The following is a 14402-nucleotide window of genomic DNA, read 5'->3' as shown; positions in this document are numbered from 1 at the left end:
AATGTCTGTTTTAGTCGTATTTGATATAGATGGAACCTTAACGGATACTGTTTCTTTGCACAGAAAAGCTTTCCATGAAGTTTTGATTTCTTTCGGACTGCCTGGTTTAGGTTCCGAAATAAAAGAATATAAACATCATACAGATTCGAATATATTCAAAGAGATTTATACATCTTTTAAATCAGATTGGGATGAAAAGGTCTCTAAAAAATTCGAAGAAGAGTTGGCCCAAAATATAAAAGAGAAATTTCAAAAAGGAATTTCGGAAATTTCAGGGGCAAAAATCTTTTTAGAGAAACTGAGGTCTGCAATGATTCCTTTTGCATACGCAACTGGATCTTTTTATGAACCTGCATTCTTAAAATTAAAAGACTGCGGTCTTCCTCTGGATGTACCTCTTGCAACGGCTTCTTCTTTTTATGAAAGGGAATCCATCGTTCAGTCCGCAGTGGAAGAATCCAGTAAAAAGTATTCTAAAAGTTTTTCCAAGACGATTTGTTTTGGAGACGGGATTTGGGATTCCAAAACCGCACGAAACTTAGGTTTGGAATTTATTGGTATTACAGAAGATCCAAAACTTCATTCCGAATGGAAGGATCAGAACATACATCATGTATTTCGGGATTATTCAGATGATCTTTCTGTTCTTTCTGCAGTTTTAAGTTTTCGTACCGGAAAACGCATCTAATGTATTTCTGTATTGTTGTTTTATCCTGATAAACCATCTCCAGGCTAAAAGTCTCCAAGGGATTTTAGGGAATCTATACAATGCGCCACTTTCATGATTTGGATCTTCCGGTCTGAAGTTTTTCCAAACCGGAACTACAGGTATCTTCTCGAAATTTCTTCCGGCTATATAGAAGGAAACAGTGGTTTCTTTATTTAGTTCCGGCTCTCTGATCACAGGAGAATAAAAACCTTTTCTGGATAGAGAATAGGCTAGGCTCGGTTCCTCATCTCCTTGTGGTCCCAAGTTTACGGAAAGAAATAATGGGATTTTCAAAATTCTTTCTCTGAAGAAAGAAGGGTTGATCATACCTCTAAGCAGGAATAAAAATCCTAACCAAGCAGGATATTCCATGAATAACGTGATAAATTCTAAAGAGCTAATATTTGCCAGATAGTATGGGATCCATTCCGGAACGAATAGATAAAAGTTCAGACAAAAGATAGGAACTCCGAATAGGATTACTGAGATAAATGATCTAATCGTAGAAAGATCTCTTAATAAAGGAATTTCTTTTATATTCTCTTTGGATTGAGCAGCTCTTAACCAAGAATCATATCTGGAAAATTTGCGGATCATGGAATAATCATCCACATACAGATTTTCTGCCTGCAATAACTCGAATGGTAGAGTTACTTCTGCTTGGACTACGAGTAATTCTAAGGTCAAAAACGAAAGGCCTAGGATTAAGGGAATATAAACTGTTTCTAATCCTCCTCGTATGAGTAATAAGTTATAAAACCCGTGAAGAGTCACTAAAAAGGAAAATGTAGAAATAAGATCAAGGCCGGATAGATTTCCCTTTCTTGTTTGCAGGAATTTTAAAATAAAAAATCCTAATATACCTCCAGAAAAAGTATGTAACGGCAAGGAAGTCCCCGCTCTAAGTAAACCCTGCCAAAAGTCCAGTTTAAAAGAATAGAATACATTCTCAATACAACCGAAGGATGCTCCTAAGGTCAGACCGAAATATAATCCATCCGCAAGGTTGGAGGAATTTTTTACCTGTTTTAAAAATAGAAATATAAGGATTGCTTTGGAAGTCTCTTCCGGAATGGCCCCTACGAGCATTGCTTTAGAGAATGCGGAATAATTTTCGAATAGATCGAATACTCCGACTTCCCAAGCAAGAGCGATCCCAGTTGCGATCATCCCATAAAAAAATGCAAATGTTGTGAATGTGCTCCCCTGTCCGGAGTAGTAGGTCCTACGGTAAAAGTCCCAATAAAACCATGCGGCAAGGATTGCAGAGATTGGTTTGCCTATAAAGATCCAGTTTTCCATTCGCTTTAATAAAAAAGGCGCCGCTCGACAATTTTAAGCGACGCCTTTCAATCCGCAACTTTTGTAAGCGGGGGTTCTTAGTTTCTATACGACTAAACTTTGTTTTTTCCTTAGGAAATAAACGGCAATTCCGCCTGCGATGACTAATCCCAATGCATAGAAGATCGCAAATTTTTTCACAGAAAGAAACAGATAGCCGAGTAGGGTACTATCACTTGGGACAGGGAATACTTTGGATTCGTTCGTTACATCATAGTACCAAGTCTTGTATTCTTTTCCACCGGAAGACACCCAAAGATTGAACTCTGAATACCCTGATTCGGAGTCCTTTCTGATATCGTATCTCTCATACGGATATTTCCATGCACCTGGAACTAAGATCGCCCAAGGAAATCCTGTGCTATCCAGATATTTGTCAGTTCCGTTATTGTTCTTATACGATCCTGGAAAATGGATCTCTTGTTTTGTATTGATCACATACGCATACAGGTCGTAAGGGAAGGATCCTAATTTAGCTCTTTCTACAGGAGCATTGAATACGATCTCAACAGTCGCGATAAATCCGGCTTTGAACACATCACCTGGGTGAACGTTCTGGCCTCTAATGGTCTTGTTGGAATCATCAAAGATCTGATAACCTGATTTTAAGTTCGCGGCGCTAACACTTACAGTGTTTGTTGCAACTTCTACTTTTCCATCCGCTTGGGTCAGTTTATAAGTGATAGAAGCTCCTACATCAACAGGTAACTTGATAAAGAGTTGGTGTCTATAACCTGCACCTTTTGCAACGTGTTGGTAAGTTCCTCTTAATCTTACGATCTTTCCGGAAGAATTTAGATCTTCTTCATTTTTGAATTGGATCACATAGTCGTTTAAGTCCGCGTCGCCTGCGGAAGGATAGGAATCCTCATAAGCAACAGTGAATACTCCCTCTGCAGGGTAAGCAACTTCTGTGGAACGGGTAGCATCATTCGGATAAATATCCGTATCGTCTGGTATTCCGTCTCCGTCTGTGTCTGCTACTTGAGATGCAGGAAGATTGATCTCATATCGGATCGTTCTGTTGATCCCAAGAACGGATTCCAAACTGATATATTGAGTAATGGATTCTCCTCCGATCGAAATATCGATTGTGACATTTCCCACGGAAGTTGGAACAGTTAATGTTCCGGTAACTTTTCCGGAAGAATCGGAAACACCTTGGAATAGTATATTATTATTCTCATCATATACTAGAACAGTGGCTCCAGCTACCACATTCGATTTTTTATCCAATACGGTAAGGTTCAACGGAATATTGATCGTGGTATTATAGTTAAAAGTAGAATCTCCTTTTGGATCTTCTACGACTACTACAGCAACTGTAGGAGTTCCAGAAGAATCGTTAGATCCTGATCCACTATTATTGGAACTACTCCCTGAATTAGAATCTGAACCGGTGTTTGTGTTATCGGAAGAAGATCCTGAGTTCTCGTTATTAGATGACCCATTGGAAGCTGTGTTATTTTCTGAACCAGAATTCGAAGAAGAGTTGGAGTTGCTGCTTTCGTCGGAAGAATTACCCGAATTACTTGCTGTATCAGAAGGAGAAGAACTTGATCCGGAGTTGGAATCATTAGAACTTCCTGAATTTCCGGAAGAACCGCTGTTCGAATTTCCGCTTCCTGAATTAGAATTAGAATCTGATGGAGTAGAGGTGGAGCCTCCGCTATTGTTCGTGTTATCCGCAGGTGGGGTCACAGGATTTCCGGAACCATCTCCTGGAACAAATACTACTCCAGGGCTACCACTGTTTCCCGGAAGTCCTCCGGTTGCGGTGTGTTGGCTACCTAAGAAAAAAAACGGAAGTAATAGGCCATTCTTCTTATCGCCACAGTTATAAATGAACCCGGCAATCATCGCCAAGGCTAGGAACTTTTTCATGAAGGGTAACCCCACTCTAATCTCTTTAGGTTAGGAGACGGGGCGAAAAGTGTTGGTACTACGATTTATTAGGTTTTTTTCCTATATGGAGGACACTATTCCCGAATACGAAATTGGTATATCTGACCTTCTCAAAACCAGTTTGTTCCAATTTGGATTTTAAACCTTCTTGGTCTGGATAATAGAGAGAAGAGACCGGCAAATAATCGAACATTTCATTTTTGCCTCCCCAGAGCACGTAACCGAAAAGAGGAACGATCCTGAAAAAATAAAAATCTGCAAATGCTTTTATAAAGGGATTTTTGACCTTTCCTACGTCCAGGTTTGCAAATACTCCACCCGGCTTGAGTATTCTATAAATTTCTGACAGAGCCTTGTCCAGGTTGTTCACATTCCTTAGGCCGAAACCAATGCTGACTGCGTCCAGACTTTCACTTTTGACCTGAGAAAGATTGGTGGCATCTCCCCATTCTATTTTCACTCTGCCTTGGCTGATCGGCTTTTCGAGTCTTGTTTTTGCGACTTCTAACATGTTTTCCGAGAAGTCCAGGCTTAGTAAAGATTCCACTCTTTGGGACTTTTCTAAACGAACTGAGATGTCTCCGGTTCCGCAACATAGATCTAATACTCGGAGAGGCCCTTTGGTTTCAGTCTCGATCTCTTCTACCAGTTTATTCTTCCAAGATCGATGTAAGAAGAAGCTACTACAATCGTTGAAACGATCATACTTGGAAGCGATCTTATTGAAATTTACTCGAACGAAATCCGCCTTCGTATCTGAAGAAGGCATTTGAAAAGAAGCCATTTCCCTTAGGATTTCGACGAATCTCTCCGGCGCAAGAGGGATTTGGATTTTTGTTCGGATGACAGAAAGTGGAAGTCCTCGTATTTTGGAGAAACGATGAAAGACCTAGGCTTTCTACAAGGATTGGATTGGGTTTCAAGCCTGATCATCCTTCTTTCCGTTTGGAATCTTGGAACCTTTATCCATGTATGGAGCATTCTTCCCAAAAGAAAAGAATCCTTAAAACAAAACTTCTTAACTGAGAACAATCCATCCATCTGGGAAGAAAAACTTTCAGAAGTATTATTTCCCATTGAAACCAAACTTTCCTGGATGAAACATTTGGCAGGAATTTCAACAATGCTTGGATTATTAGGGACAGTGCTCGGGATTTCTGAGGCATTCTCCTCTTTACAAGCTGCAGGAACAGTGAGTTTAGATGCATTTGCAGGTGGGATCAAACTCGCACTTGTGACCACAATTCTTGGATTGTTCGTGGCGATCCCTTCCTTGTTCGGATTCCAATTTTTAAAACATAGATTACTAGACTTGGAAAGAGAAGCTCTATCCTGGTTAAAGATCCCTCCTAGATAAAGACAGATGAGAAAGTCGATCTTAAAAGAAGAAGATCCAGGAATAGACCTGACTAGTTTTATAGACGTAGTGTTTATACTTCTAGTTTTTGTAATGTTGGCAGTAAGTTTCCGAAAAGAGATTAGATCTATTCCATTAGAACTTCCTAAAGTAGGACAGGGGGAAGACCCAAAGGGTGAAAGGGTAGAATTTGCACTTTTACCGGACGGCTCCTATAGGATCGGAGAAGAAAAAGTCCCAAAAAAAGTCTTGGAAGAAAAGCTAAGACAAGGACTTGTAAAAGAAAAAGAAGTCCGGTTTTTCGCGGACAAAACTGCAAACTATGAGGAGATCGTAAAAGTATTGGATTTGCTCAGTAGGTCTGGTGCTTCTTCCCTGGAACTTGCTGTCCAAGGCCAAAAATAATATTAAAGATCCTTTAACTTAGGATTATTCTTATGACGATCTTTGTCACGAGTCGTGTTCTTTTCCAAGGTCCCCTTAAAAGCTTCTTCCATTGAAATTCCCATTTGGTTTGCTAAACAAGTAAGGACAAAAAGTATATCTCCTAGTTCCTTGGATAAACCTTCCGGATCTTCTCCCTTCTTGAAAGATTGGTCTCCGTATTTTCTTGCGACTAAGCGAGAAAATTCTCCCACTTCTTCCATTAAGATAGCTAGGTTTGTAAGTTCTGAAAAATATTTAACCCCGATGGTTTTGATCCACTCATCTACCGTCTTTTGGGCTTCGTCGAAGTTCATTTTACTTTAGGAAGATTTCCCTTTTCCTGCAAAAATTCCACAAGAAATCTAGTAGGTTCTGCATAACATCCGCCGCTGAGATGATGTGGATCTATGAACTTTTGGCATTTCATTCTGGAACGATATTCTTCCATATCTAATACCAAAGTTTCCGGATATTCTTGGATCAGTTTATTCCTTAAATTGATCCAATCTTGGAAGAATGCAGCAGATCTGACTTTTTCGGAGAACGTGGAATATAGCAAAGGAGTCCATAAGACTACTTTAATATGATTCTCTCTTGCGGTTTTTAGGAAATTTCTGAGGAAGTATTCTTGTACTTTGGAACTTTTAAAGTTCTTATAGGATTCGTTAAAAATTCTCTCCGACTCTGAACCTAACTTATCTTCCGGAGTATTTGCCAGAAGTCCATTTGGGATCCCACCCTTAAACTTGTCTGATTCATTGATCAGAATATCTCGAATGAATATAAGTTGTTGGACTTCCCCAGGATTTTTGATCCTGGAAAATGCTTCTTTGAATCTAGGAGGAAATACGGAAGTTCTGAATACTCTCGCTTTTAAAAAACTATCCCATTCATTCGTGGAAAATATATCCCAGTATCTTAAGAAGAAAGGGAAGTCATACGAATAACGTAATGGATATCTATTTGCGAAGTCCGTTCCTGAATCGGGATAATATTCTAAAATCGCATAGTCCAAAGGAATTTTTCTAGAAAGAAGTTTTTCCAAAGTAAAATTATGGAAAGAATAAGGAGCAGAAGGCCCTGAAAGGTTATATACGATCAGGCCTGGACTTTCTTTTTCAAATTCTTCAAGTGAGAATTCTCCCATATGAGAGGTCCCGAAGAATGTGAGCACCTTTTGGTCTTCCTTTTTGGAATCGGTTTCTTTCTTCATGGTAGAAAGAACCTTATCTTTCATATTATAAAAATAATATTCTGCACCAGTTTCCGTATAGGGTCTGATTTTTTCGGAAGAAAGTATCCTGTCCCATACAATTAATAAGGCGGCAATCCCAAGTGGGATCCAAAGAATTTTGCGATGTAACAGAGGGATTCTTTTCATAATCTAAAATGCGAAGTAGATGAAGTCTTGTCCCTTGCCCGCGTAATTTCCAAAGATCAAAGCTCCGATCAAAAGAAAGGCAAGTAAAAGTTTGGTCCTATTTCTTTGGAACCAAAGCGGATAATGTTTAGGTGCTTCCGCGGCATGGAAAATAATTCCACCTATAATATAAGGAATTGCTAAATTGAAAGAAAGAGTATTGGCCTGTTCAGGGCGAATATGATAGAACCAACTTTCGAAAAAGTAAAAAGAATCTCCTATGCTAAAAGAACGGAAGAATACGGCAGCTAACGTAAACAGAACATAGGTCCAAAAGATCCGAATTCCCGTGAAAAATTTTCCTACTTCAGGTAGGATTTTGATGCCCTTTCTTTCAAAGGTTCTTTCTACAAATAAGAATAGCCCGTGAGAAAGTCCCCAAGCTAAGAAAGTCCAGTTGGCTCCATGCCATAGACCACCTAAAGCGAATGTGATCGTTTGGTTAATATTGGTTCTGGCTTCGGAACCTCTACTTCCACCTAACGGAATATAGATATAATCTTTGAGCCAGGTGCCCAAGGTAATATGCCATTTTCTCCAAAGCTCGTGGATATTCTTACTGAAGAATGGAGCGTTGAAGTTTCTAGGAATATTAAATCCGAATAATAGAGCGCATCCTCTTGCTACGTCGGTATATCCGGAGAAGTCTGAATATACCTGCCAAGTAAATCCGATTGCTGCTAACAGAAGGGAGCCGCTTCCATATTCTTTTGGTCTTAAGAACACAGGATCGATCAGAGTTCCTAAATTGTCTGCAATTAGGATCTTCTTACATGCCCCTAGTCCGACTAAGAATAGTCCAGTATAGATCGCAGTTTTATGGATGCGTAAATGTTCTAATCTTGGAAAAAAATCTTTCGCTCTCATGATAGGTCCTGCGACCAATTGAGGGAAGAATAATAAGAACAAAGTAAAGTGGAAGAAATTCGGAAGCTCTTTTACTTTTCCACGATATACATCTATCACGAATGCCATTACTTGGAATGTATAAAAGCTGATCGCTAAAGGAAGAATGATCCTGAAAGAGAATGTGCTTGTATTGAACAGAGATAAGTTCGTGACGTAGAAAAGATTGTCCGATATGAAATAAAAATATTTGAATATTCCTAAATTGATCAGGTCTATCAGAACGATGATCGTAAGTAACTTTTTACTTTTTGTTTTAGCGATCGGCTTTAGAAAAAGATAATTTATGAATACGATCCCTAATAGATGTAATAGGAAGGGTGGATTCCAAGAAGCGTAAAATACCAAGGATGCAATGAGCAGGATCCATTCTCTGTACTTGCGGCTTTCCCAAGACCAGTACAGAACATAAACGATCAGGAAGAATACGAAAAATAAAGTGGAAGTAAAGATCATCTTTATTTTTTCCGAGTTAATCCTAGGATAGAGGGCAAATCAGCTGAGAATATCGCGGAAAATTTTTCCATTCCGGCCTTATTCAAATGGATGAGATCGTAATAATAATCCCCATTATTTGGCCCATCTAAGCTCGCTTGGTAGTCGAGTAGAGGAGTGCTTGGATCGATCTTTTGGATCTCTTCTTCCCAAATACGATTTCTATCCGGGCTTCTCCAATTTTTAATGATCTCGCTATAAGGCGCGATCACTCCGATGATCTTGATCTTGTGTCCGTTCTCCAAACCGACTTGGCGAATATCATTATGCAGTATTTTTAATCTATGGAAGTAGTTATTCACCTGTTTGGTTCTTTCTACCTTAACGGGAGTTCTTTCGCCCAAGCCACATGTGTCCCAAATCGCCTTTTTATGGAATTGGTCCGAGCCTGCAGGAGCAGGTATCCCGTTCCCAGGATTTGTGATCTTCAAGCAGGATTTAATATCTTTCACTTCCGGGAACATACTGATGCTTGGAAGATTAGTATTCTCATGAGGCCAAGGAGTGAGTTTGATTTCTTTTTTCCTTCTGCCAATGTCTTTCAGTCGTTTTGAAGGATCTAGTATAAAATCGCGGATGTCTCTTCTATAAGCGATGCTCTTGAACGCTAAAAACCCAAGGTCATCATAACGCACATTATAATTGAATTCGTAAATTAAAGGAAATGCCAACCTTCTATCCAACTCTCCGAGCATCGCAAGAGTGTGGATTTGCAGATCTTCTTGGTCCACCCAAGGAGTGGAGATCTCTAATATATGTAAAACAGTATGCACTTTAGGAAATTTAGGAAGAAGGTTGCGTACAAGAGCATCTTGTACTACGAGCTCAGTTCCTTCCATCGCGATGGACTGGATCTTTTCGCCATAAGGTTCTAAAGTTTCATTTAAAGTTTTGAGCGAGAGTCCTTGGTGAGCGACCGAGGTCCCAAGAAGAAGTATTGTAGGTTCGAATTCGGCCTTCTTTTCCAAAACATAATCAGTGTTTCGGATAACGTTTGCCGCAAACGATCCCTTTTTAAGATAAGGCCTATAAACTCCTGTCTGCAGGCACAGATCGAATAGGGCCAGAACTATAACTGGTATCCAAAAACTTCTCTGACGGATCAAACTGATATACGGATTCATATTCGCCTCAGAAATCGAAATACAGGAAGTTTTGGCCTCCTGCTCCGAAGAACAGAATGATAAATAGATTCGCTGTAACGAATACCCCGAACTTTTTCTTGTTTTCCACGATTGTTTCTATCGTGTTTCGGGAGAAATAATAGGAAAGAATGAAGCAGATCACGAGTAATATTCCGTAATCGTAATTTACGAATGTTTTAACGGAATAGATCCCGCCTGGAACTGCAAATACAAGTGATTTCATCATTGCCCAGGCGGCCTTCATTGTTTTTGCACGGAACAAGATGAATCCGAAGGAAAGGCAGAACATTGTGAAAACTCGAGCTCCGATATCGTAGCTCAAGCCACCTTTTTCGTTCAGCCAAATAGCAATTTTGGTTTTAGAATATTCTCTATGAATACCAAGCATAACTCCTTGCCAGAGTCCCCATAAAACGAAGTGATAAGCTGCTCCATGCCAGATACCTGCGAATAACCAGGTAATAAAAAGATTTCTGTATCCTTTTAAAACCCCAACTCTAGAACCGCCGAGAGGAATATAGATATAGTCTCTGATCCAAGTGGAGAATGAAATATGCCAACGAGACCAATGGTCCGCAATATTTCTAGCAACCATCGGGAAATTGAAGTTTGGATCGAATTTATATCCGAAAAGCCTTGCTGTTCCGATTGCGATATCAGTATACCCTGCAAAGTCAAAATAGATCTGCCAGCCGAAAGCCATTGCTCCGACCCAGATCTCAGCAGGATTAAGAATTTTATAATTATTGAATGTAAAGTCTACTACCTTTGCCAGGTTGTCCGCGAATACGATCTTTCTAGTGAATCCCATCAGGATCTGAGCAAAAGCGATCTGCACATCTTCTGCAGTAACCTTCGGCGTATCGTCTAAGTCTCTAAAAAAAGTATGTGCACGAACAATTGGTCCAGCGACCAATTGAGGGAAGAAGGAAACGTACAACGCGAAGTCTAAGAAAGATTTACGAGCTTCCAGGTTCCTACGGAATACGTCTATGGTATAACTCATGGACTGGAATGTATAAAATGAAATACCGACAGGCAAAATGATCTTTAGATGTTCTATCTTAAGCGGTTCGCCGGATGAGATTTGATTGAATAGGTCGGCAAAAACTTCTAAAAGGAAGTTTGTGTATTTGAAATACGCCAAGATCCCTAAATTTGTGATCAAAGAAGCGATCAAACATAGTCTTCTGAATTTTTCAGAGGCTCCTTCTTTGCTCATCAATCTTCCTGCAGCATAGTCCACGACCATGGAAACGATCAGAATGATGATATATAAGTTGATATTAAAATTACAGAAGGATAGATCGATCCAGTTCTCATACCAAGTAGAGGTTCGGATATCGTCACAAACTATGGAAGCAGGATGCCAAGCGTTATAAAAGTAGAGACTGGCAAGAAGAAGGAAAACCCTTTGGTATGTACCTTTTAGGATTTTTGCTAGGATTAAAACGATCGGCAAAAATAATAGAAAATGGGCTGAATTGAACAGCATTCGTTCGTTTATCCTCGACTCCTGTGCAGTTTTTTGGATTGAGGGAAACCCACAAGCACTTATTTACTCGTTTAGATATACCGGTTCAGGAGTGATACGCTCATACTTATCTTCAATTCCTTCTATAAAACTTTTATGGGATCTTTCAGATCTTGGAAGAGTAGAATAAGTGAAATTGACTAGAAAAAGTAAACTTACATAAGAGAAAAAAATAATATGAGAGATAGATCTTATTCCGAATCTGAAGTTTTCAAATTCCAAAGAACGAAACACTAAAGCTGCAAAGATGAGAAGTCCTATCACAGAAGAGACCCAGAACTCGAAAAAATAACCTTCCCACCAAGTATAGAATACAAATGAAGGGATCAGCCAAAAGAATAAAAGAATGAGTTCTGTTTTGTAGGACTTCCAAAGACGGAGCCAATTTAAGAATGCTAACAATAAGATCCCGACCCAAAAGCCAAGATTGAGATTATAAGGAAAACTTTTGAGAGACGTAAGATCATTTGTATTGACCCTGAGTCCATTCTTCACACCTTCGAAATTTAGGAATGCGTCTCCTATTCCTCTATAAAAATTCATGATATAATTTTTGGGTCCAGGAGCTGCTCCCCATCTTTCCTGCGAAGCGTATAAAAATAGCCAGTTGGCAAAATTTTTCTCACTTTCGATCGGAGCAGTTAGATTTCTTTCTAAAAGGATAAATCCTACATACAAATAAGAAAGTGTGAGGATGAGTACTACGGAGAGTAAATATACAAAGATGAGTTTTAGTTTATAAGAATATTCGAAACTTCTTCCTCTCCATTTATTTGCAAGAAGAACAGAAGCAGGCACAAATGTCAGAAAAATTGTATCTGATTGGTGGTAGTAAACATTCCAAACCTGCAAAAATCCTGCGATAAACAGTTTGCCGGGAGACCAACCGTTCTTAGAATTCCAAACGCAGAGTAAAAATAGGGCAGCAGTAAAACAGGAATGGATAAGGGGGGTATCATTATGCTGGGCATAAAACCAAAACCCTTGAGAACAATGGACAGCGAGTCCCAAAAGAACTGCACCGACCATGTCCTTATACAATCTCCAATATGAGAGCATAAGTATAAAAATAAAGAAAGATGCGACTACTAATACTCTAAGTCTAAGTCCGAACATGGCAGAGTCAGGCCCATGAAACCAATGCCAAAATTTTAAATATAATAATCCTGTACTTTCAAAACCTATATGATGAGGATTGAAGAATACCTTCCAGTATTTGTTAGTAACTATATTATGAGTGTATACGATGGAGTCCCAATCGTAATGTCTGGATAAAAATCTAAGATCAAATAAAAATAATATCCCGGTAAAACAAACTAGAAACAGAAAGCCTGCCCAAATAAAAGGAGAACGAAATATATTCTCCGCTTTCTTAAGGAACTCTAGACTTTCCAGGGAACGTTTGAACATTAAACGGATCTGAACACAGAGGATAAAAATTCCCGATTACTTTTCGAGAAGAAGTAAGGAGATTCAGCAAGCACTGAATTTTCAGTTTCGGAAAGATGTATCCTAAAAGATAATTTTTCTAAACCTAAGAGCGAACGGAACCATCCGGATTTATGGTGGATCTGTAAACCGGTTTGGTCCGGATTCCAACGAATGGTTTCCTTTCCTAAAAATCCCCATTTGGTGACCGCGAGCCTGCTTTCTTCCGTAACAAAAGTTTGGAATAGATTCTTTCTTAAGAATCGAACCAGATCTAAAAAGAATGCAAATGCGATATAAGAGATCACAAAAAGTGCGGTATAGTCGTATAATCTTTTGTCTGTGAGAAGAGAAAGTTTTAATACTTTGGTGATTTGTAATAGTTCTACAAATTTGAAAATCCAAGTAGAGACCAAGGCCCTTAAAGGAAATAAATAGAATAAAAATACTCCGTAAACTAGGATCGCAAAGAAAGGAGGTATATAATTGATCCTTAACTTACTTTTTTTGATTCTGGAGGATCTGATTTCCGGTTCGGAGTTCTCCCAATTCCACCATACGGATTTGGATATATCGGATTTGTTCATACTTTGAGGGCCTAGGAGTTTTTCTTTCTTGATTTCCAAAGTTCTACGAGAGAGTTTTCGACTAATTTTGCGGTGGAATCCCAAGACCAATCGTTTCTACTCGGCTTTCTGCCATAGATCCCTTTTTTACCGGCCAGGGAAAGTGCGTTTTTCCAAGCCTCTAAATTCTTAGGAGAAACGAAAGCATCCGTAAGCTCGTCCAAAACCTCATGAAAGACAGGAATATCCGAGACGATACAAGGTTTATTTTCTCGAATAGCTTCTAATAATGGCAGACCAAAACCTTCATGTAAAGAAGGGAAGATAAAGTAAGAGCAATTTTTGTAAAGCCAACCCAGTTTAGAATCGTCAGGATTTTCTATAAAATAGATCCCGTCTTTCTCCAAACCGCCTTCTTTTAAAAGAGAGGTTAGACCTTCCGATTTCCAACCTAATCTTCCTGCAAGAACGAGAGGGTATGGAAAATTCGGTTCTTCCTTTTTTAGGGAAAGGTAAGCCTCTACAAGAGTACTTAGATTTTTCCTAGGCTCTAATGTTCCAACAGAGAATAGAAAATTTTTAGGCAGAGTTTTTTCAGGAGCAGAGATAGAGCCAAAACCTTGGACTCCCGGATAAACTACTTCTAATTTTGGCTCTAACTCAGGTAAAAAATTTAGAATATCATTCTTAGTATTTTGAGAAAGGCATAGAACTTTATCCGCTTTTTTTAAAGTGATCGGAGACATGATCTTATGCTGCCAATAATTTGCAGTTGTCATCGTTTCCGGAGCAGACTTGAAATTTAGATCATGATAATTTACTAAAGTGGGGATTTTTAGACCAAAGGCGGGAAGTAGCTGCAAAGTTCCCCAAAAAAGATCTATCCTATGTTTTTTTACCAAAGAAGGTATGATCAAGTTCAACCATAAAACTCCCGGGAGTTTGCTTGGAATAAAAGTAGGAGTAAGGCCTATCAGATGATTGAATACAGGATGGATCGGTTTATTTGAATAAAGATAATATTCTAAAGGAGAATCAGGACGTAAAAGTCTTTGTAAAACTTCCGCAAGGTATCTGGAATTTCCTGTTATCCCATAAGACAAGGGTCTTGCATCTACTGCAACCCTTGGTTTGTATTTTAAATTTTCCTTTTTTAGCATAGTATCCTAA

The 14402-nt window shown here is 39.0% G+C and carries 14 protein-coding genes; 3 read left to right on the top strand and 11 right to left on the bottom strand.

What is annotated here, in order from left to right:
• Position 1 precedes the first annotated feature (1 nt).
• A complete protein-coding gene (locus CH352_RS12235; RefSeq protein WP_100707508.1) occupies positions 2 to 688 on the top strand; it encodes an HAD family hydrolase in 687 nt (228 codons plus the stop codon).
• Here CH352_RS12235 and CH352_RS12230 read toward each other — a convergent pair.
• From CH352_RS12230 to CH352_RS12220, 3 genes are all read right to left on the bottom strand, one after another.
• Positions 659 to 2011 (bottom strand): PrsW family glutamic-type intramembrane protease, encoded by a 1353-nt coding sequence (locus CH352_RS12230; protein WP_100707509.1) that lies wholly within the window; start codon positions 2009 to 2011, stop codon positions 659 to 661. The two genes, CH352_RS12235 and CH352_RS12230, sit on opposite strands and share 30 nt — an antisense overlap.
• Positions 2012 to 2095: 84 nt before the next feature.
• Complete coding sequence (locus CH352_RS12225) at positions 2096 to 3934, bottom strand: LruC domain-containing protein (RefSeq protein WP_100707510.1); 1839 nt, start codon at positions 3932 to 3934, stop codon at positions 2096 to 2098.
• Positions 3935 to 3992: 58 nt separating this feature from the next.
• Positions 3993 to 4739, bottom strand: a complete 747-nt coding sequence (locus CH352_RS12220) for a ubiquinone/menaquinone biosynthesis methyltransferase (RefSeq protein ID WP_100707511.1) — start codon at positions 4737 to 4739, stop codon at positions 3993 to 3995.
• A 96-nt stretch (positions 4740 to 4835) separates the two neighbouring features.
• On the opposite strand from CH352_RS12220, the gene CH352_RS12215 reads away from it, so the two are divergent.
• Together CH352_RS12215 and CH352_RS12210 are read left to right on the top strand one after the other, a co-directional pair.
• A complete protein-coding gene (locus CH352_RS12215) occupies positions 4836 to 5312 on the top strand; it encodes a MotA/TolQ/ExbB proton channel family protein (RefSeq protein WP_100707512.1) in 477 nt (158 codons plus the stop codon).
• 6 nt (positions 5313 to 5318) lie between these two features.
• Positions 5319 to 5717: an ExbD/TolR family protein gene (locus CH352_RS12210; RefSeq protein WP_100707513.1), complete on the top strand. Its 399-nt coding sequence runs from the start codon at positions 5319 to 5321 to the stop codon at positions 5715 to 5717.
• Between the two features lie 2 nt (positions 5718 to 5719).
• On the opposite strand, the gene CH352_RS12205 is transcribed toward CH352_RS12210, so the two are convergent.
• The 8 genes from CH352_RS12205 to CH352_RS12170 all read right to left on the bottom strand — a co-directional run bounded on the left by CH352_RS12205 (position 5720) and on the right by CH352_RS12170 (position 14392).
• Positions 5720 to 6052 carry a nucleotide pyrophosphohydrolase gene (locus CH352_RS12205; RefSeq protein ID WP_100707514.1) on the bottom strand — a complete coding sequence of 111 codons (333 nt, stop codon included), beginning with the start codon at positions 6050 to 6052 and terminating at the stop codon, positions 5720 to 5722.
• Positions 6049 to 7119 (bottom strand): DUF1574 family protein, encoded by a 1071-nt coding sequence (locus CH352_RS12200; protein WP_100707515.1) that lies wholly within the window; start codon positions 7117 to 7119, stop codon positions 6049 to 6051. Before CH352_RS12200 ends, CH352_RS12205 begins: the two co-directional genes overlap by 4 nt.
• Before the next feature lie 3 nt (positions 7120 to 7122).
• Entirely contained in the window at positions 7123 to 8520 is a 1398-nt protein-coding gene (locus tag CH352_RS12195; RefSeq protein ID WP_100707516.1) for an MBOAT family O-acyltransferase, read from the bottom strand.
• Between the two features lie 2 nt (positions 8521 to 8522).
• On the bottom strand, positions 8523 to 9683 hold the full coding sequence (locus CH352_RS12190) for a hypothetical protein (RefSeq protein ID WP_100707517.1): 1161 nt from the start codon (positions 9681 to 9683) through the stop codon (positions 8523 to 8525).
• Positions 9684 to 9690: 7 nt separating this feature from the next.
• On the bottom strand, positions 9691 to 11199 hold the full coding sequence (locus CH352_RS12185; RefSeq protein WP_100707518.1) for an MBOAT family O-acyltransferase: 1509 nt from the start codon (positions 11197 to 11199) through the stop codon (positions 9691 to 9693).
• A gap of 63 nt (positions 11200 to 11262) precedes the next feature.
• Positions 11263 to 12648: a hypothetical protein gene (locus CH352_RS12180; RefSeq protein WP_100707519.1), complete on the bottom strand. Its 1386-nt coding sequence runs from the start codon at positions 12646 to 12648 to the stop codon at positions 11263 to 11265.
• Positions 12648 to 13253: an LIC20162 family protein gene (locus CH352_RS12175; protein WP_100707592.1), complete on the bottom strand. Its 606-nt coding sequence runs from the start codon at positions 13251 to 13253 to the stop codon at positions 12648 to 12650. The genes CH352_RS12180 and CH352_RS12175 overlap by 1 nt, the downstream gene beginning before the upstream one ends.
• Before the next feature lie 11 nt (positions 13254 to 13264).
• Positions 13265 to 14392 (bottom strand): glycosyltransferase family 4 protein, encoded by a 1128-nt coding sequence (locus CH352_RS12170; RefSeq protein WP_100707520.1) that lies wholly within the window; start codon positions 14390 to 14392, stop codon positions 13265 to 13267.
• Positions 14393 to 14402: the final 10 nt, after the last annotated feature.

Origin of the sequence: Leptospira hartskeerlii (genome assembly GCF_002811475.1) — a bacterium.
GTDB lineage: Bacteria > Spirochaetota > Leptospiria > Leptospirales > Leptospiraceae > Leptospira_B > Leptospira_B hartskeerlii.
Note: the sequence above shows the minus strand (reverse complement) of the source record. Positions and strands in the feature narration are given on the sequence as shown.